Source organism: Streptomyces caniscabiei, from assembly GCF_014930365.1.
Classification (GTDB): Bacteria; Actinomycetota; Actinomycetes; order Streptomycetales; family Streptomycetaceae; genus Streptomyces; species Streptomyces caniscabiei.
Genome location: NZ_JABXWI010000014.1, coordinates 12942 through 32064 on the forward strand (window position 1 = coordinate 12942; position 19123 = coordinate 32064).

The following is a 19123-nucleotide window of genomic DNA, read 5'->3' on the forward strand; positions in this document are numbered from 1 at the left end:
CATATCCGAATGCTGCGCTGCGGGTTTTCTGAATCACCCCGCGCCGGTGGGGTGGAGATCTTGCCCACGGGGGAGGAGGAGGTGGAAGTCACCGAGTCCGCGGTTCCGGGACTCACCGGAACCTGGTGCACAAGGGAGATGCTCCGCCAGTGGAGCGGAGCGATCCGGGAACGGAGTTCTGCGTGGACATCGTCGTCAAGGGCCGCAAGACCGAGGTGCCCGAGCGGTTCCGCAAGCACGTGGCCGAGAAGCTGAAGCTGGAGAAGATCCAGAAGCTCGACGGCAAGGTGATCAGCCTCGACGTCGAGGTCTCCAAGGAGCCCAACCCCCGACAGGCCGACCGCAGTGACCGGGTGGAGATCACGCTCCACTCCCGCGGACCGGTGATCCGGGCGGAGGCAGCGGCCAGCGATCCGTATGCGGCGCTCGACCTGGCGGCGGACAAGCTCGAAGCCCGGCTGCGCAAGCAGCACGACAAGCGTTACACGCGCCGAGGCGCGCGCAGGCTCACGGCCGCGGAGGTCGCCGACCACGTCCCCGGCGTGGCGACTCTCAACGGCAACGGATACGTCGCCGACGAGGAGCAGTCGGACGGCGTGCCCACCAAGAAGATCGGCTCGCTGGAGGTGAAGGGCGAAGGCCCCCTCATCGTCCGCGAGAAGACCCACGTAGCTTCCCCGATGACCCTCGACCAGGCTCTCTACGAGATGGAGCTGGTCGGGCACGACTTCTACCTCTTCGTCGACTCCGAGACCAAGGAACCGAGTGTCGTCTACCGGCGGCACGCCTACGACTACGGCGTCATCCACCTCAGCACGGACCCGATGGTCGCCCAGGCGCACGCGGACGCCCCGGGTGGCGCGCTCGGTGGCTGACCGCGCCGGGTGACAGCTGAGCCGGTGCCCCTGGAGCGCTTGTGCGCCCCCAGGGGCACCGGTGTGCGACCCCTTGTGGCCCGCTCTGTCACCGCGGTGTCGGCGGGGCATGAAATCATGGCCGAACCGGCCCCAACCGGAGGGCCGTTGCCTTGGGTTGGCGATGGCACAGAAACACAGGCCACGGCCTTCAGGGGGAGGAACGATGGCGGACAGCAGTTTCGGACCGATGCGTGACCAGGAAGCCGACGACGGCTCCGTCGGTATGGGATCCGCCGCGGGCTCCCCGCGCAAGGAGCCGATCCGCGTCCTCGTGGTGGACGACCACGCGCTTTTCCGCCGAGGTCTGGAGATCGTGCTCGCCGCCGAGGAGGACATCCAGGTCGTCGGCGAGGCCGGTGACGGGGCGGAGGCGGTCGACAAGGCCGCGGATCTGCTGCCCGACATCGTGCTGATGGACGTACGGATGCCGAAGCGCGGCGGTATCGAGGCGTGCACCTCCATCAAGGAGGTGGCCCCCAGCGCGAAGATCATCATGCTGACGATCAGCGACGAGGAGGCCGACCTCTACGACGCGATCAAGGCCGGGGCCACCGGCTATCTCCTCAAGGAGATCTCCACGGACGAGGTGGCCACGGCCATTCGCGCGGTGGCCGACGGGCAGTCGCAGATCAGCCCCTCGATGGCGTCGAAGCTGCTCACCGAGTTCAAGTCGATGATCCAGCGGACCGACGAGCGGCGCCTGGTGCCGGCGCCGCGGCTGACCGACCGGGAGCTGGAAGTGCTCAAGCTCGTGGCGACCGGGATGAACAACCGGGACATCGCCAAGGAGCTGTTCATCTCCGAGAACACCGTGAAGAACCATGTGCGCAACATCCTGGAGAAGCTCCAGCTGCACTCCAGGATGGAGGCCGTGGTGTACGCGATGCGGGAGAAGATCCTGGAGATCCGCTAGGTCCTAGGCGAGCGCTCGCAGGAGGGGCTCGCGCAGCTCCGGGGTGTCCACGCGCTCCACGCGGACGTCGGTGCAGTCGACCCAGGTCGCGGCCTCCAGCAGGGCCTTGGCGACCGCCGGGATCGCCTTGGGGCCGTCGAGGGTGACCTGTTTGGCGACCAGGGTGCGGCCGTCGCGGGCGGGATCGACGCGGCCCACCAGTCGGCCGCCGGACAGGACCGGCATCGCGAAGTAGCCGTGGACGCGCTTCTGTTTGGGGACGTAGGCCTCCAGGCGGTGGGTGAAGCCGAAGATCCGTTCCGTGCGGGCCCGTTCCCAGATGAGGGAGTCGAACGGGGACAGGAGCGTGGTGCGGTGGCGGCCGCGCGGGGGCGTGGCCAGCGCCGCGGGGTCGGCCCAGGCGGGCTTGGCCCAGCCCTCCACCGTCACCGGGACCAGGCCCGAGTCGGCGACCACCGCGTCGAACTGCTCGCCCTTGAGGCGGTGATAGTCGGCGATGTCGGCGCGGGTGCCGACGCCGAGGGCCTCGCCGGCCAGGCGGACCAGGCGGCGTACGCACTCCGTGTCGTCCAACTCGTCGTGCAGGAGGTCGGCGGGGATCGCGCGCTCGGCGAGGTCGTACACCCGCTTCCAGCCGCGGCGCTCCACGCAGACCACCTCGCCGTACATCAGGGCGCGTTCGACGGCGACCTTCTCGCCGGACCAGTCCCACCACTCGCTGGTGCGTTTGGCTCCGCCCAGTTCCGTGGCGGTCAAGGGGCCCTCGGCGCGGAGCTGTTTGACGACGCGGTCGTAGGCGCCGTCCGGGAGTTGGTGGCCCCAGAGGGGGCGGGCCCGGTAGGCGCGGCGGCGGAAGGCGAAGTGGGGCCACTCCTCGATGGGGAGGATGCAGGCGGCGTGGGACCAGTACTCGAAGGCGTGGGGGCGGGCCGGGGAGGTGCCCGTGGAGGGCGCGGCCGTCGACCAGTAGGCCTTGTCGACCGTGGCGCGGCCCACCGCGCCGAGGCGGGCGTACGGGATGAGTTCGTGGGAGCGGGCCAGGACCGAGATGGTGTCGAGTTGGACCGCGCCCAGGTGTCGCAGGACGCCGCGGACGCCGGATCTGCGGTCCGGGGCGCCGAGGAAGCCCTGTGCCCGGAGGGCGATGCGGCGGGCCTCGTCTGCGGTGAGTTCTGTGGTGGGGCGCGGGAGGGAGGTCATGCTCCGCAGGGTAGGGGAGGGGACTGACAGGAGGGGCTGAGCTGGGAGAACGGGGCGCCCCGCAGCTGAGGCGGGGGCGGTGCGAGGGCTTGTGGTCAGGGGCGGGACGGCAGATAAGGGGCCGTGGACGGGAGGCCCAGGTCTGAGGGGAGCAGGGAGGCTATCCAGCAGTCGCGGCGGACTCCGTTGTTGTCGAGGGCGGAGCGGAGGGTGCCTTCGAAGGTGAAGCCGGTGCGTTCGGCGACCGCGCGGGAGGCCGTGTTGCCCACTTCGGCTCGCCATTCGAGGCGGTCGACGGCGAGGGTCGTGAACGACCAGTGCGCGGCGGCGCGGGTGGCCTCCGCGACATAGCCGCGGCGACGGTGCTCCTTGGTGGCCCAGAAGCCGATCTCGCCGGTGCCGAGGGAGCGCATGGTGATGCCGAGCATGCCCGCCAGTGCGCCCGAGGCCGGGAAGAGGCCGAAGGTGAACATCGTGCCGGTCGCCCAGCCCTCGGGGACGGCCCGTTCGACGAAACCCTCCGCGTGCTCCCGCGAGTAGGGGGAGGGGATCGTGGTCCAGCGCTGGATGTCCGGGTCCTGCGCGGCCGCGTACACCGTCTCGGTGTCGCGCCGGTCCACGGTGCGCAGCAGCAGGCGCTCGGTGGTCAGGGTGACGGGTTCCATCGGGCGATTCTGCTCGGCCGGGCGGAAGGGCGCCATGTCATTCCCGGTTGTTCCGTGGACGGAGGGGAGGAGAGCGGGAGGGGAGAGGACGCGGGGCGGGAAGGGCGGCGGCTGCCGGCGTGACGGCGGTACGGGGAGTGAGGAGGGGGTCACAGTTCGCGCATTTCGTGGGTGGAACGCGGCACCATCCGCGACACCCGCCCGTTGTCCTGGTAGCTGTCACTGCCAGACCTCCCGGCACGGCGGGGTCCTCGCTTACGATGGCCGTTGCTCAAGCTGTGATTGAAAACTGCCAACTGTCATTGAAACCGACCGTCCCAGGCCCGACCGGCAAGGAGACAAACCCCCGTGTCCGTCCTCTCGAAGATCATGCGTGCAGGCGAAGGCAAAATCCTGCGCAAGCTGCACCGCATCGCGGACCAGGTCAACTCCATCGAAGAGGACTTCGTCGACCTCTCCGACGCCGAGCTGCGCGCCCTCACCGAGGAGTACAAGCAGCGGTACGCCGACGGTGAGACCCTCGACGACCTGCTCCCCGAGGCGTTCGCGACCGTCCGCGAGGGCGCCAAGCGCGCTCTCGGCCAGCGCCACTACGACGTGCAGATCATGGGCGGCGCCGCCCTGCACCTCGGCTATGTCGCCGAGATGAAGACCGGTGAGGGCAAGACCCTCGTCGGCACGCTCCCCGCGTACCTGAACGCGCTGGCGGGCAAGGGCGTGCACCTGATCACGGTCAACGACTACCTGGCCGAGCGCGACTCCGAGATGATGGGCCGCGTCCACAAGTTCCTGGGTCTGAGCGTCGGCTGCATCCTCGCCAACATGACGCCGGCCCAGCGCCGTGAGCAGTACAACTGCGACATCACCTACGGTACGAACAACGAGTTCGGCTTCGACTACCTCCGCGACAACATGGCGTGGTCCAAGGACGAGCTCGTCCAGCGCGGCCACAACTTCGCCATCGTCGACGAGGTCGACTCCATCCTCGTCGACGAGGCCCGTACGCCGCTGATCATCTCCGGCCCGGCCGACCAGGCCACCAAGTGGTACGGCGACTTCGCCAAGCTGGTCACGCGCCTGAAGAAGGGCGAGCCCGGCCAGCCCCTCAAGGGCATCGAGGAGACCGGCGACTACGAGGTCGACGAGAAGAAGCGCACCGTCGCCATCCACGAGTCCGGTGTCTCCAAGGTCGAGGACTGGCTGGGCATCGACAACCTCTACGAGTCGGTGAACACCCCGCTGGTGGGCTACCTGAACAACGCCATCAAGGCCAAGGAGCTCTTCAAGAAGGACAAGGACTACGTCGTCATGGACGGCGAAGTCATGATCGTCGACGAGCACACCGGCCGTATCCTCGCCGGCCGCCGCTACAACGAGGGCATGCACCAGGCGATCGAGGCGAAGGAAGGGGTGGACATCAAGGACGAGAACCAGACGCTCGCCACGATCACCCTGCAGAACTTCTTCCGCCTCTACAAGCGCCGCGACCACAACGGCAAGGAACAGCCCGGCCTCTGCGGCATGACCGGTACGGCGATGACCGAGGCCGCCGAGTTCCACCAGATCTACAAGCTCGGTGTGGTGCCGATCCCGACCAACCGGCCGATGGTCCGCAAGGACCAGTCCGACCTGATCTACCGCACCGAGGTCGCGAAGTTCGAGGCGGTCGTCGACGACATCGTCGAGAAGCACGAGAAGGGCCAGCCGATCCTCGTCGGTACGACGTCGGTCGAGAAGTCCGAGTACCTGTCGCAGCAGCTGAGCAAGCGCGGTGTCCAGCACGAGGTGCTCAACGCCAAGCAGCACGACCGGGAGGCGACGATCGTCGCCCAGGCCGGCCGCAAGGGCGCCGTGACCGTCGCGACGAACATGGCCGGCCGCGGTACGGACATCAAGCTCGGCGGCAACCCCGAGGACCTCGCCGAGGCGGAGCTGCGGCAGCGCGGCCTCGACCCCGAGGAGCACATCGAGGAGTGGGCGCACGCCCTGCCCGAGGCGCTCGCGAAGGCCACGGAGGCGGTGAAGGCGGAGAAGGACGAGGTCGAGTCCCTCGGCGGTCTGTACGTCCTGGGCACCGAGCGGCACGAGTCCCGCCGTATCGACAACCAGCTGCGCGGTCGTTCCGGCCGTCAGGGCGACCCCGGTGAGTCGCGCTTCTACCTGTCGCTCGGCGACGACCTGATGCGTCTGTTCAAGGCCCAGATGGTCGAGCGCGTGATGTCCATGGCGAACGTGCCGGACGACGTGCCGATCGAGAACAAGATGGTCACCCGCGCGATCGCCTCCGCCCAGTCGCAGGTCGAGCAGCAGAACTTCGAGACCCGGAAGAACGTCCTCAAGTACGACGAGGTCCTCAACCGGCAGCGTGAGGTCATCTACGGCGAGCGGCGCCGCGTCCTGGAGGGCGAGGACCTGCAGGAGCAGATCCAGCACTTCATGGACGACACCATCGACGCCTACATCCAGGCCGAGACCGCCGAGGGCTTCGCCGAGGAGTGGGACCTCGACCGGCTGTGGGGCGCCTTCAAGCAGCTCTACCCGGTGAAGGTCACCGTCGAGGAGCTGGAGGAGGCCGCCGGGGACCGGGCCGGGCTGACCGCCGAGTTCATCGGCGAGTCCATCAAGGACGACATCACCGAGCAGTACGAGGCCCGTGAGGCGCAGCTCGGCTCCGAGATCATGCGTGAGCTGGAGCGCCGCGTGGTGCTGTCGGTGCTGGACCGCAAGTGGCGTGAGCACCTCTACGAGATGGACTACCTCCAGGAGGGCATCGGCCTGCGCGCGATGGCGCAGAAGGACCCGCTGGTCGAGTACCAGCGCGAGGGCTTCGACATGTTCACCGCCATGATGGAGGGCATCAAGGAGGAGTCCGTCGGCTACCTGTTCAACCTGGAGGTCCAGGTCGAGCAGCAGGTCGAGGAGGTCCCGGTCGAGGACACCAAGCCGTCCCTGGACAAGAGCGACGCGGTGCCCGCGCAGGCGGGTGCGTCGCGGCCTGAGATCCGGGCGAAGGGGCTGGAGGCTCCGCAGCGGCGTGACCGTCTGCACTTCTCCGCACCCACCGTGGACGGCGAGGGCGGCATCGTCGAGGGCGACCTGCCCGAGGACGAGCCGATCCGCTCCGAGGCCGACGGCCTCACCCGCGCGGAGCGCCGCAAGCAGCAGGCCAAGACGAGCCGCCGCCGCAAGAAGTGAGGGTCCGCCCCGGGAGGGGCGCGCGCGTGCCGCGCGGGCGTCGTTCTGTGCGGGGCGCGCGGTGAAGAGCACGCCGTGAGGCAGTGAAGGGCCGGGCATCTTCGGGTGCCTGGCCCTTCGTGTGTCTCGGCCCGGCAGGGGCGGAGGCGGGGGCGGGTGGGCGCGGTTGTGGCTGTGGGCGGGGCTCAGTCGTCGTGCGGGTGGGGGAGCCTCGGGCCGTCGAGTTCCAGCGCTGTGCAGCGCCAGCGGTGGTCGGGGCCGTGTTCCAGGCGGAAGGCCATGGCGCGGGTGCGGTCGCCCGCGCCGATGCGCGCGAAGACCTCCAGGGCGCCCGGGGCCGCCACGTAGTAGCCGATGTCCCGGACGACCGGGTGGGCGCCCTGAGGGCTGCGCAGGGGGCCGCGCTCGGCGAGCCGGGCCAGTTCGTCGTAGGCCCTTCCCGCGGTGTGGCGCAGCATGCTGTGGACCGGGCGGCGGCCGCTGAGCACGGCGAGGAGGAGGTCGGCGAAGCGGTCGGTGGGGCGGGGCTGGGGGACCGGGTCGGGGAGGGGCGTGGGCACGGGTGCCGGGCGGTGGGGTGTGGCGAGGCGGCCGGCTCCCGGGGTCGTGCGGGCCGGGGTGCGGCCGGGGCGGCGGGGGTCGTGGCGGACGGGCGGGCGGGTGCCGGGGTGGCGCTTGGTCCTGGTCATGACCTTGTTCATGGGGGATCCCCGTTCGTCGGTGAGGCCGCGGGTACCGGTCGGTAACTTGGCGTTGGGGATCTTGTACGAGGGCCGAGGGGGCGCTCGCAAGGGAGCGCGGGGGGTCGGCGGGGGCCGCGAAAAGTTCACCTATCAGGGTGACGGGGAGGGGCGTCGGGCCCGGTGGTGCGGGGTTGTACCGGGTGAGGCGGCGGGTCCGGGGTGGACGCCCGCGGGGGGTCGGGCGGGGGCTCGATAGGGGACGCCCGCACGTATCCTGAAGGTCCTTTGGAGGCTTCGCGGGGACCGTCGACCTGGGTCGAGGTGCTCCGGCGTGAACCGAGAACACGACTACGAAAGCGGACTGCCATGCGCGTCTACGTCCCCCTGACCCTTCCCGGGCTCGCCGAGGCGTACAAGACGGGTGAGCTGGGGGAGGGGTCGTTCGTCGCGTACGCCGTCACCCCCGCGCTGCGGGAGTGGTATCTGTCCGACGACATCGAGGAGTTGGAGTACGCGGCGCTGAACCGGGCGGCGCTCGCGTCCTTGCGACTGGTGGCCATGGATCCGGGGGCGGCGCGGCGGCGGGTCGTGGTGGCCGTGGACGTGGCCGACCGGGACGCGGTGGCCGATCCCGATCGGGGGCTCGATCCGGTGGCGCTCGGGGAGGTGCGGGTGGCGGGGCCCGTGCCGTTGAGCAAGGCCGCGGCGGTGCATGTCGACTCGGTGGAGGCCGAGGGGGAGGTGGGGGAGGCCGCGGATGCGCTGGGGGCGGCGGATCAGGGGGACGACGACGCGCAGTTCATCGTGGACGGGGCGGATGATCATGAGCTGCTCTGGTACGCGACGCAGGAGATTCCGAACCTGGTGGGGCTCGGGGGCTGACCGGTTCGGGGTGCGGTGAGCTTCTTGGCGGGTTGGTGTGCGGCGCCTGGGGCTGGGCGGGGGTGGGTTTCGCTCGCCGGCGCTTGCCGGGTGCCGCCTGCGCCCACCCTCCCCCACTCTCGGCTTCGCTCGAGCGGGAGGTGCCCCCATCGCCCCAGCGGCACGACTGCCCGCAGACAGGTCGGCAGCGGTGCCTGAAGGCAAGTCGGCAGCGGTGCCCGCCGGCTAAGTACGGCCACGGCCGTGGGCGGGCAGGACTGGGTTGTCGGTGGTGAGGGGTACGTTTTCGGTATGGGGATGAACGGAGTCGGGGCGCACATCGTCTGGGACTGGAACGGGACCCTGTTCCATGACAACGAGGCGATCATCGGGGCGACGAACGCGGCGTTCGCGGAGTTGGGGATCGAGCCGATCACGCTGGAGCGGTACCGGGAGCTGTATTGCGTACCCGTGCCGAAGTTCTACGAGCGGTTGATAGGGCGGCTGCCCACGGACGAGGAGTGGGAGGCCATGGACGTGGTCTTCCACCGGTACTACGCCGAGCACCGGGTCGTGTGCGGGTTGACCGCGGGCGTGCCGGGTCTGCTGACGGACTGGGGTTCGGCCGGGCGCAGCCAGTCGATCCTCAGCATGTACGCGCACGAGGAGCTGGTTCCGCTGGTGCGCGGCTTCGGGATCGAGCCGCATTTCGTGCGGGTCGACGGGCGTACCGGTCCCTCCGGCGGCAGCAAGGCCGAGCACATGGTGCGGCATCTGCGTCGGCTCGTGGGGGTGGAGCCGAGACGGACCGTGGTGATCGGGGACGCCGCCGACGATGCGGTCGCCGCCCGGCACGTCGGCGCGCAGGCCGTGCTCTACACCGGGGGTTCGCACAGCCGCGCCAGCCTGGAGGGGGTCGGCGCCCCCGTCGTGGACACCCTGGAGGAGGCCGTCGCCGAGGCCGAGCGGCTCGCCGCCTGACCCCACCGACCTGGCCCGCCCGCCGCCCGCGTCTATGTCACCGGCGCCTTCGCCCGGAGCACCGTGAGGAACTCCCGCATCCAGCCGGAGTGGTCCGGCCAGGCGCGGGCGGAGACGAGGGTGCCGTCGACGACGGTCTCGGCGTCCTGGAAGGTGGCGCCGGCGGCCTGCATGTCGAGTTCGAGGGCGGGGTACGCGGTGACGCGGCGGCCCGAGAGCGCGTCCACGGCGGCGGTCAGCAGCGGCCCGTGGCAGATCTGGGCGACCGGCTTGTCGGTGTCGAAGAACGACTTAAGGATCTTGCGCAGCTCGGGGTCGTTGCGGAGGTACTCCGGGGCCCGGCCGCCTGGGACGACGACGGCGACGTACTGGCCGGGGTCGACCTCGGAGAACGCCAGGTCGGCGGGCCAGGTGTAGCCGGGCTTCTCGGTGTAGGTGTCGTAGCCCGGTTCGAAGTCGTGGACCACGAAGCGGAGCGTCTTGCGGCTGGGGGCGGCGATGTCGACCTCGTAGCCCTCCTCACGGAGGCGCTGGTAGGGATAGAGGACCTCCAGCGACTCCGCCGCGTCGCCGGTCACGATCAGGATCTTGGCCGTCATGGTGGGGCTCCCCTCGGTACCGCAGGGCTTCCTTCGTCAGGCTATGGCTTCCTGGGCAACGTGCATCCGGGGCGGAGGTTTGCCAAGGGGGTGTGCGGGTGCGGGGTGCGGCGAAAGCGCGTATAAGCTCGGTTGCGCGGAGGTAAGCTCAAAAGTGCGCGATGGGTACTGTGCAGAACGTCAAAGTTCGCCCCCCTGTTTTGTACACATACGGCTCATGACGTGCCCCCCGTCCGGAGGGATAGCCTTGTGGCGTGATCAGCGCGATAGCTCGCGGGGACGTCGTCGTCCCTGCCCTGCGCCCGGTGAGCACGGACGACATCCGTGGCCGGGCGGCGGTCGCTGGTCCTCGCGGGCGGGAGGGAGCCACGACGGCTCCCGGGACGCCGGGTGCACCCAGGGGGCGGACGGTGCCGAGAGCAGCGTCACACCTCTGCCGGGTACCGAGAATGGCTGATTACCCCCCGCTCATCTCACCCTGCGGCATAGCGTCGAGACAGACCGGACACCCCGTGTCGTGGTGGCGCTTCGGAGGGGACGAGTTCGTACTTCCTTCTACGTCACGCAACGGCGCGCGACAGGAGCCAGAGGACAATGCAGACCAAGCTGGACGAAGCCAAGGCCGAGCTGCTCGAACGGGCCGCCCGGGTAGCTGAGAACAGCCCGGTCGGGGGGTATCTACCGACTGGGACGACGAGCGAGAGTACGTCCGACATCCCCGACCGGGAGACCGTGCTCGCGTTCCTCCAGCGCTACTACCTGCACACCGCCCCGGAGGACCTGAGCGGCCGCGACCCGGTCGACGTCTTCGGAGCCGCCCACTCCCACTACCGACTGGCCGAGAACCGCCCCCAGGGCACGGCCAACGTGCGGGTCCACACCCCGACCGTCGAGGAGAACGGCTGGACGTGCAGCCACTCCGTCGTCGAGGTCGTCACCGACGACATGCCCTTCCTCGTCGACTCCGTGACCAACGAGCTGTCACGCCAGGGACGCGGGATCCACGTCGTCATCCACCCCCAGGTCGTCGTCCGGCGGGACGTCACCGGCAAGCTCGTCGAGCTGATCATCGACCCCGCAGCCGTCGCCGCGGCGGCCGCGGCCGTGGCCGCCGGGGAGACGCTGCCGCACGACGCGCACGTCGAGTCCTGGATCCACGTCGAGATCGACCGCGAGACCGACCGGGCGGACCTCAAGCAGATCAACAACGACCTGCTGCGCGTCCTGTCCGACGTCCGCGAGGCCGTCGAGGACTGGGAGAAGATGCGGGAGGCGGCGGTCCGGATCGCCGACGGGCTGCCCGGCGAGCACACCGCCGACGACCTGCGCGGAGAGGAGGTCGAGGAGGCCCGCGAGCTGCTGCGCTGGCTCGCCGACGACCACTTCACCTTCCTCGGCTACCGCGAGTACGAGCTGCGCGAGGACGACTCGCTCGCCGCCGTCGCCGGTACCGGCCTCGGCATCCTGCGCTCCGACCCGCACCACGCCGGGCAGGACCAGCATCCCGTCAGCTCCTCCTTCGAGCGGCTGCCCGCCGACGCCCGCGCCAAGGCCCGAGAACACAAGATCCTCGTCCTGACGAAGGCCAACAGCCGGGCCACCGTCCACCGGCCGTCCTACCTCGACTACGTGGGCGTGAAGAAGTTCGACGCCGAGGGGAACGTGATCGGCGAGCGGCGCTTCCTCGGACTGTTCTCCTCCGCCGCCTACACCGAGTCCGTGCGCCGGGTTCCCGTCGTCCGCCGCAAGGTCGAGGACGTCCTGCGGGGCGCCGGATTCTCACCCAACAGCCACGACGGGCGCGACCTCCTCCAGATCCTGGAGACCTACCCGCGCGACGAACTGTTCCAGACCTCGGCCGACGAGCTGCGGTCCATCGTCACCTCCGTGCTCTACCTCCAGGAGCGCCGGCGGCTGCGGCTCTACCTGCGCCAGGACGAGTACGGGCGCTACTACTCCGCCCTCGTCTACCTCCCGCGCGACCGCTACACCACCGGCGTACGCCTCAGGATCATCGACATCCTGAAGGAGGAACTGGGCGGCACCAGCGTCGACTTCACCGCGTGGAACACCGAATCGATCCTCTCCCGGCTGCACTTCGTGGTCCGCGTCGAGCCGGGCACCGAACTGCCGCACCTCAGCGACGCCGACAAGGACCGCCTGGAGGCCAAGCTCGTCGAGGCCGCCCGCTCCTGGTCCGACGGGTTCGCCGAGGCGCTCAACGCCGAGGTCGGCGAGGAACGCGCCGCCGAGATGCTGCGCAAGTACGCGAACGCCATCCCCGAGGGGTACAAGGCCGACCACAACCCCCGCTCCGCCGTCGCCGACCTCTGCCGCCTCGAAGCGCTCGACCAGGACGAGGACTTCGAGCTCAGCCTGTACGAGCCGGTGGGCGCCGCGCCCGACGAGCGCCGCTTCAAGATCTACCGCAAGGGCGGCTCGGTCTCGCTCTCCGCGGTGCTGCCCGTCCTCAACCGCATCGGCGTCGAGGTCATCGACGAACGGCCGTACGAGCTGCGCTGCTCGGACCGGACGACCGCGTGGATCTACGACTTCGGGCTGCGCATGCCGAGGGCGCAGGCCGGAAGCGTGGACCACGCCGGGGACGACGCCCGGGAGCGGGTGCAGGAGGCGTTCGCCGCCACCTGGACCGGGCAGGCCGAGAACGACGGGTTCAACGCGCTCGTGCTGAGCGCCGGGCTCACCTGGCGGCAGGCCATGGTGCTGCGCGCGTACGCCAAGTACCTGCGGCAGGCCGGGTCCACCTTCAGCCAGGACTACATGGAGGACACCCTCCGCGACAACGTCCACACCACCCGGTTGCTCGTGTCGCTGTTCGAGGCGCGGATGTCGCCGGACCGCCAGCGGGCGGGCCGGGAGATCGTCGACGCGCTCCTCGAAGAGGTCGACGCGGCGCTCGACCAGGTGGCGTCCCTCGACGAGGACCGGATCCTGCGGTCCTTCCTCACCGTCATCAAGGCGACGCTGCGCACGAACTTCTTCCAGGAGGCGGCCGGCGGCAAGCCGCACGACTACGTCTCCATGAAGTTCGACCCGCAGGCCATCCCCGACCTCCCGGCGCCGCGACCGGCGTTCGAGATCTGGGTGTACTCGCCGCGCGTCGAGGGCGTGCACCTCAGGTTCGGGAAGGTCGCCCGCGGTGGGCTGCGCTGGTCCGACCGGCGTGAGGACTTCCGGACCGAGATCCTGGGCCTGGTCAAGGCGCAGATGGTGAAGAACACCGTCATCGTGCCCGTCGGCGCCAAGGGCGGCTTCGTCGCCAAGCAGCTGCCCGACCCGTCGGTGGACCGGGACGCCTGGCTGGCCGAGGGCATCCGCAGCTACAAGACCTTCATCTCCGCGCTGCTCGACATCACCGACAACATGGTCGCGGGCGAGGTCGTGCCTCCGGCGGACGTCGTCCGGCACGACGAGGACGACACCTATCTCGTCGTCGCCGCAGACAAGGGCACCGCGACCTTCTCCGACATCGCCAACCAGGTCGCCGAGAGCTACAACTTCTGGCTCGGGGACGCCTTCGCCTCCGGTGGCTCGGCCGGCTACGACCACAAGGGCATGGGCATCACCGCCCGCGGCGCCTGGGAGTCGGTCAAGCGGCACTTCCGGGAGCTGGGGGTCGACACGCAGGCCGAGGACTTCACGGTCGTCGGCATCGGTGACATGTCCGGCGACGTGTTCGGCAACGGCATGCTGCTCAGCGAGCACATCCGGCTGGTCGCCGCCTTCGACCACCGGCACATCTTCATCGACCCCAGCCCCGACGCGGCCACCTCCTACGCCGAGCGCCGCCGCGTCTTCGAGCTGCCCCGCTCCAGCTGGGCCGACTACGACACCGACCTGATCTCCACCGGCGGCGGCGTCTTCCCGCGCACCGCCAAGGCGATCCCGATCAACGCCCACATCCGGGACGTCCTCGGCATCGAGGACAAGATCGCCAAGATGACCCCGGCCGACCTGATGAAGGCCATCCTCAAGGCGCCGGTCGACCTGCTGTGGAACGGCGGCATCGGCACGTACGTGAAGGCGTCGACGGAGTCGCACGCCGACGTCGGCGACAAGGCCAACGACGCCATCAGGGTCGACGGGCGGGACCTCCGGGTCCAGGTCGTCGGTGAGGGCGGCAACCTCGGGCTGACCCAGCTGGGCCGGATCGAGTTCGCGCAGTCCGGCGGGCGGGTCAACACCGACGCCATCGACAACAGCGCGGGCGTGGACACCTCCGACCACGAGGTGAACATCAAGATCCTGCTGAACGGCCTGGTCACCGACGGGGACATGACGGTCAAGCAGCGCAACAAGCTGCTCGCCGAGATGACCGACGAGGTCGGCCGGCTCGTCCTGCGCAACAACTACGCGCAGAACACGGCGATCGCCAACGCCCTCGCCCAGTCCTCGGACATGCTCCACGCCCAGCAGCGCTTCATGCGCCACCTGGTCAGGGAGGGCCACCTCGACCGGGCGCTCGAATTCCTGCCCACCGACCGGCAGATCCGTGAGCGCCTCAACACCGGGCACGGCCTGACCGGTCCCGAGACGGCCGTCCTCCTCGCGTACACGAAGATCACCGTCGCCGAGGAACTGCTGCACACCTCGCTGCCCGACGACCCGTACCTGCGCAAGCTGCTGCACGCGTACTTCCCGGCCGCGCTGCACGAACGGTTCCCCGAGCATGTCGACAGCCACCCGCTGAGCCGTGAGATCGTCACGACCCTGCTGGTCAACGACACGGTCAACACGGGCGGTACGAGCTTCCTGCACCGGCTGCGCGAGGAGACCGGGGCCTCGCTGGAGGAGATCGTCCGGGCGCAGACCGCCTCCCGCGCGATCTTCGGCTCGGGTGCGGTGTGGGACGCGGTCGAGGGCCTGGACAACACGGTCGACGCTGCCGTCCAGACCCGGATCCGGCTGCACTCCCGCCGCCTGGTCGAGCGCGGCACGCGCTGGCTGCTCAACAACCGGCCGCAGCCGCTGGAGCTCAGCGGGACCATCGCGTTCTTCTCCGAGGGCGTGCGCCTGGTCTGGGGCGAGCTGCCCAAGCTGCTGCGCGGCGCGGACCTGGAGTGGTACCAGCAGATCTACGACGAGCTGACGGGCGGCGGGGTCCCGGAGGAGCTGGCCACGCGGGTCGCGGGCTTCTCCTCGGCCTTCCCGACGCTCGACATCGTCGCGGTCGCCGACCGGGTCGGCCGCACGCCGATGGAGGTCGCCGAGGTGTACTACGACCTCGCCGACCGGCTGCGCATCACCCAGCTCATGGACCGCATCATCGAGCTGCCGCGCGCGGACCGCTGGCAGTCGATGGCCCGCGCGGCGATCCGCGAGGACCTCTACGCCGCCCACGCCTCCCTCACCGCCGAGGTCCTCTCGGCGGGCAACGGCACCTCCACGCCGGAGCAGCGCTTCAAGCTGTGGGAGCAGAAGAACGCGGCACTGCTGGGCCGGGCGCGGACGACCCTGGAGGAGATCCAGGGCTCCGACGCGTTCGACCTCGCCAACCTGTCGGTGGCGATGCGGACGATGCGCACGCTGCTGCGCTCGCACTCCTAGCGGTACGGCGAACTCCTAGCGGTACGGCGAAGGGGGCGCCCCCAGGCTCTGGGGCGCCCCCTTCCGTATGTGCCGCCGGGGCTACTCGGTGATCTCCCAGAGGGTCAGCTTGCCCTGCACCGTGGGGACTTCCCAGCTGTACTCGCCCGGAGTCATCCCGGTGATCTCGTACATGGCGAGGTTGCCCTGCTTGGTGACCGTGCAGAGCCTGACGCCCTTGTCGATCTCCGCCTCCTCACCGAAGGCACCGGAGTCCAGGCTGGAGGGCAGCACATCGGTTCCCGTGCCCTCGGCGCACTCCTGGGGCGTGGTGCCCGCGCTCTTGCCCATGGTCGTGTCGAAGTACCAGTAGCTGTTGTCGAGGTACATGTCCTTCAGGGTGTCGACCATCTCGTCCTCGGTGTCGACCTCCGGCTTGTCGAAGTCGACGTTGACGTAGGCCGAGCCCGCGGGCGTGCGGAGTGTGAAGGACTTGCCTTCGAAGACCACCGTGTACTGGGCGTTCGCGGGGATGGAGGGGGTGCCGCTCGGGTCTGTTCCGTCCCCTTCGCCGCCTTGGTCGCCGGAGCCGGTGTCGGAGCCGGTGTCGGCCTTCGTCGGGGACGGGCTCGGTGTGGTGGCGCCGTTGTCGCCGTCGGCACCGTCCTTCTTGCCGCTGTCCTTGGTGTCGTTGCTCGCGGTGTTCTTGCTGTCGTCCTGCTCGCCGCCCATCACGTACACGGCGGCGGCCGCGCCGGAGCCTGCCACGAGGACCAGGGCCAGGGCGACCAGGGCCGCCTTCAGGCCGCGGCGGCTCTTCTTGGGCGGGACCGGGGTGGGGGCGGGGCCCTGCGGGCTGAGGTTGTAGGTGCCGGTGGCCGGGGGCGGATAGCCGTAGCCGGGGGTCGGGGCCTGGCCCTGGGCCGGCGGTCCGAAGCCGGTCGGCGGGGGTGTCGGGGTCGCCTGGGGTACGCCCTGGGTGGTGCCCTGGGCGTACGCGTGGCCCTGGGCCGTCGGGTCGTGGGGCGGGGGCGCGGGAGCCGCCGGGGCGGTGGCCGGGGGCGCGGCCGGCATCTGGGGTGCCGCCGTCGGGGGCGGGGCCTGGGCGGACTGCTCGCGGCGGGCGACCTCGGCGGTGAGCGGTGCCGGGAGCCAGCCGGTGAAGTCGCCGAGGTCCCGGCCCGCCGACTCCTGGCAGAGCGCGGCCAGTTCCTCCGTGCCGACGCGCTCGGCCGGGTCGGCGGTGAGGCAGCGCTCCAGCAGGGGGCGCAACCGGTCGTCGTACCCGTCGAGCCGGGGCGGGCGCTGGGAGGTGTTGGCGATCTGCGCGGCGATGGTGATGGCGCCGCCGTCGCCGTAGGGGTGGCGTCCGGTGGCGGCGACCGCCGCGATCAGGCCGAGCGAGAAGACGTCGGTGGCCGGGGTGACCTGCTCGCCGAGCGCGTGTTCCGGCGACATGTACTGCGGGGTGCCGATCAGGCCGCCGGACTGGGTCAGATGGGTGGCGTCGGCGGCGCGGGCGATGCCGAAGTCGATGACGTACGGGCCCTGGGAGCCCAGCAGGATGTTGCTGGGCTTGAGGTCGCGGTGGATGACTCCGGCCGCGTGGATGGAGGTGAGGGCGCGGGCCGCGCAGCCGACGAGCTGGAAGACGGCGGGCAGGGGGAGCGGGCCGAAGGCGACCAGGGCGTCGTGCAGGGGGATGCCGGCGATGAACGCCGAGGCCAGCCAGGGCAGTTCGCCGGTGGTGTCGTGGTCGACGACCGGGACGATGTGGTAGCCCTGCACGCGGCGGGCGGCCTGGACCTCCTGCTCGAAGCGGCGGCGGAAGTCGGCGTCCTGGCCGTACTCACGGCGGATGACCTTCAGGGCGACGGGCTGACCGCCGCGGGTGTGCGACAGGTAGACCGTGCCCATGCCGCCCTCGCCGATGCGGGCCTGCAAGTGGTAGCCGGCCGTCTCTCGTGGGTCCTGCGGTCCCAGAGGGCTCAGGATGTCGCCGGTGCTGGTGCTGATGGGAGCCTCCCCCGGTGCGGTGCCGAACTCCTGTGCCGGTGCGGGCACTTGGAGCGGTCCGAAGCTTATACGGCACTTATGACACTTGGGGTGGGTGTTGCGGTTCCCGGGGAAATGAGGGCGCCTCATGGGTCGGGGGTTCGGGTGCGATGGCGGGTGCGGGTGCGTGGGGCTTCTCGCGCAGTTCCCCGCGCCCCTAAAAGACCAGGCCCCTGCGGGCCTGAAAAGACCACGGCCCTGCGGGCCTGAAAGACCACGGCCCTGCGGGCCTGAAACGCACGGGGCGCAGCCCCTGCTTTTCAGGGGCGCGGGGAACTGCGCGAGAAGCCCCACCGGGCCGGCAGCCGACGACGCACCCGGCACCCCCCGGAGGGTCACGGCTCCCGGCGCACCCGGCGCCTCCACTCCTCGTCCCGCACAGTGATCGGTGCCGTCGGCGGGACGCGGCGGGCCGTCGGGGCCTCCGAGATGTGGGGGGCCGGGGCCGTCGGCGCCTCCGTCAGGGACAGCGTGCGGAAGGCGGTCTCGATGATGGTCACCGACGTGGCGACCGGCGCCGGCAGCCAGCCCGCGAAGTCGCGGACGTCCCGGCGGGCCGCCCCCGCGCAGTGCTCGGCCACGGCCGCCGCGGAGGGGCGGGAGGCCGGGTCGGCGGTGAGGCAGCGCCGGATGACGTCCACGAGGGGGCGGCCGATGCCGTCCAGCGCGGGCGGGGTGACGTCCGTGGCGGCGATGCGCGTGGCGATGGCCAGCGGGTTGCCGCGCCCGTACGGGTGGCTGCCGGTGGCGGCTACCGCGGCGATCAGGCCCAGCGCGAACACGTCGGACGCGGAGGTGACCCGGCGGCCGAGGGCGTGCTCGGGGGACATGTAGCGCGGGGTGCCGATCAGGCGTCCGGCGGTGGTCAGGGTCGCCGCGCCCGCCGCGCGGGCGATGCCGAAGTCGAGCAGCCAGGGCCCGTCGGCGGCCAGCAGCAGGTTGGCGGGCTTGACGTCGCGGTGGATCACCCCGGCGGTGTGCACGGCGTCCAGCGCGTACGCGGCGCAGGCCAGCAGTTGCAGGACCGTGGCGACGGGCAGCGGGCCGTGGGTCTCCAGCGTCTGGTCGAGGGGGACACCCGGAACGTAGTGCGTGGCCAGCCAGGGGCGCTCCGCACCGGCGTCGTGGTCGACGATCGGCACCAGGTGGTAGCCGGAGACCCGGCGCCCGGCCGCCACCTCGCGGGCGAACCGCTCACGGAAGGCGGGGCTGCCCGCGTACTCCGGGCGGACCAGTTTCAGCGCGACCGGCTGGCCGCCCCGGCTGCGGGAGAGATAGACGGTCCCCATGCCGCCCTCACCGATCCGGGCGTACAGCGGATACCCGGCGATCTCCCGCGGATCCGCCGTCCGCAGCGGCTCAGGTACCACCCCACGCATCGACCGCCCCCTCCGCTCAGCCCGTCCTCGGAGGGTATCGCGGCACGGGCCGGCCGGAGGCGGGTGAGGCAACCCGTGCACCGCCGGGGACATCTACCCAAGTGGCCCTCAACCGCACCACGGTCTAT

The 19123-nt window shown here is 70.6% G+C and carries 12 protein-coding genes; 6 read left to right on the plus strand and 6 right to left on the minus strand.

Annotation, left to right across the window (positions count from 1 at the left end):
• The first annotated feature begins 182 nt into the window (after positions 1-182).
• Together hpf and HW837_RS33700 are read left to right on the plus strand one after the other, a co-directional pair.
• A complete protein-coding gene (gene hpf / locus HW837_RS33695; protein ID WP_371272061.1) occupies positions 183-875 on the plus strand; it encodes a ribosome hibernation-promoting factor, HPF/YfiA family in 693 nt (230 codons plus the stop codon).
• A 205-nt stretch (positions 876-1080) separates the two neighbouring features.
• Positions 1081-1830, plus strand: coding sequence for a response regulator (locus HW837_RS33700; RefSeq protein ID WP_045560742.1), 750 nt, complete (start codon positions 1081-1083; stop codon positions 1828-1830).
• A 3-nt stretch (positions 1831-1833) separates the two neighbouring features.
• On the opposite strand, the gene HW837_RS33705 is transcribed toward HW837_RS33700, so the two are convergent.
• Together HW837_RS33705 and HW837_RS33710 are read right to left on the minus strand one after the other, a co-directional pair.
• The gene (locus HW837_RS33705) at positions 1834-3030 is read right to left on the minus strand and encodes a winged helix-turn-helix domain-containing protein (RefSeq protein ID WP_045560741.1); all 1197 of its coding nucleotides are present in this window, start codon (positions 3028-3030) and stop codon (positions 1834-1836) included.
• Between the two features lie 95 nt (positions 3031-3125).
• Positions 3126-3695, minus strand: a complete 570-nt coding sequence (locus tag HW837_RS33710) for a GNAT family N-acetyltransferase (protein WP_045560774.1) — start codon at positions 3693-3695, stop codon at positions 3126-3128.
• Positions 3696-4043: 348 nt separating this feature from the next.
• On the opposite strand from HW837_RS33710, the gene secA reads away from it, so the two are divergent.
• On the plus strand, positions 4044-6890 hold the full coding sequence (gene secA / locus HW837_RS33715) for a preprotein translocase subunit SecA (RefSeq protein WP_045560740.1): 2847 nt from the start codon (positions 4044-4046) through the stop codon (positions 6888-6890).
• Between the two features lie 185 nt (positions 6891-7075).
• Here secA and HW837_RS33720 read toward each other — a convergent pair whose 3' ends face one another.
• Positions 7076-7591, minus strand: a complete 516-nt coding sequence (locus HW837_RS33720) for an Rv3235 family protein (RefSeq protein WP_045560739.1) — start codon at positions 7589-7591, stop codon at positions 7076-7078.
• A 348-nt stretch (positions 7592-7939) separates the two neighbouring features.
• Between HW837_RS33720 and HW837_RS33725 the strand changes: the two genes are divergently transcribed.
• Positions 7940-8455 carry a DUF6912 family protein gene (locus tag HW837_RS33725; protein ID WP_045560738.1) on the plus strand — a complete coding sequence of 172 codons (516 nt, stop codon included), beginning with the start codon at positions 7940-7942 and terminating at the stop codon, positions 8453-8455.
• Positions 8456-8746: 291 nt separating this feature from the next.
• Positions 8747-9415, plus strand: a complete 669-nt coding sequence (locus tag HW837_RS33730) for an HAD family hydrolase (protein WP_045560737.1) — start codon at positions 8747-8749, stop codon at positions 9413-9415.
• A 32-nt stretch (positions 9416-9447) separates the two neighbouring features.
• Here HW837_RS33730 and HW837_RS33735 read toward each other — a convergent pair whose 3' ends face one another.
• Entirely contained in the window at positions 9448-10014 is a 567-nt protein-coding gene (locus tag HW837_RS33735; RefSeq protein WP_033524942.1) for a DJ-1/PfpI family protein, read from the minus strand.
• A gap of 594 nt (positions 10015-10608) precedes the next feature.
• Between HW837_RS33735 and HW837_RS33740 the strand changes: the two genes are divergently transcribed.
• Entirely contained in the window at positions 10609-15582 is a 4974-nt protein-coding gene (locus HW837_RS33740; protein ID WP_193381166.1) for an NAD-glutamate dehydrogenase, read from the plus strand.
• An 81-nt stretch (positions 15583-15663) separates the two neighbouring features.
• Here the strand turns inward: HW837_RS33740 and HW837_RS49700 are convergent, their stop codons facing one another.
• Positions 15664-17625: a serine/threonine-protein kinase gene (locus tag HW837_RS49700; RefSeq protein WP_305729300.1), complete on the minus strand. Its 1962-nt coding sequence runs from the start codon at positions 17623-17625 to the stop codon at positions 15664-15666.
• Positions 17626-17951: 326 nt separating this feature from the next.
• Positions 17952-18995 (minus strand): serine/threonine-protein kinase, encoded by a 1044-nt coding sequence (locus tag HW837_RS33750; RefSeq protein WP_193381165.1) that lies wholly within the window; start codon positions 18993-18995, stop codon positions 17952-17954.
• Positions 18996-19123 lie beyond the last annotated feature (128 nt).

Excerpts from the sequence above, each read along its gene's own strand:
- HW837_RS33725 (WP_045560738.1), top strand. The coding sequence starts at position 7,940 with ATGCGCGTCTACGTCCCCCTGACCCTTCCCGGGCTCGCCGAGGCGTAC.
- HW837_RS33730 (WP_045560737.1), top strand. The coding sequence starts at position 8,747 with ATGGGGATGAACGGAGTCGGGGCGCACATCGTCTGGGACTGGAACGGG.
- HW837_RS33720 (WP_045560739.1), bottom strand. The coding sequence starts at position 7,591 with ATGAACAAGGTCATGACCAGGACCAAGCGCCACCCCGGCACCCGCCCG.
- HW837_RS33700 (WP_045560742.1), top strand. The coding sequence starts at position 1,081 with ATGGCGGACAGCAGTTTCGGACCGATGCGTGACCAGGAAGCCGACGAC.
- HW837_RS33740 (WP_193381166.1), top strand. The coding sequence starts at position 10,609 with ATGCAGACCAAGCTGGACGAAGCCAAGGCCGAGCTGCTCGAACGGGCC.
- HW837_RS33735 (WP_033524942.1), bottom strand. The coding sequence starts at position 10,014 with ATGACGGCCAAGATCCTGATCGTGACCGGCGACGCGGCGGAGTCGCTG.
- HW837_RS33750 (WP_193381165.1), bottom strand. The coding sequence starts at position 18,995 with ATGCGTGGGGTGGTACCTGAGCCGCTGCGGACGGCGGATCCGCGGGAG.
- HW837_RS33710 (WP_045560774.1), bottom strand. The coding sequence starts at position 3,695 with ATGGAACCCGTCACCCTGACCACCGAGCGCCTGCTGCTGCGCACCGTG.
- HW837_RS33705 (WP_045560741.1), bottom strand. The coding sequence starts at position 3,030 with ATGACCTCCCTCCCGCGCCCCACCACAGAACTCACCGCAGACGAGGCC.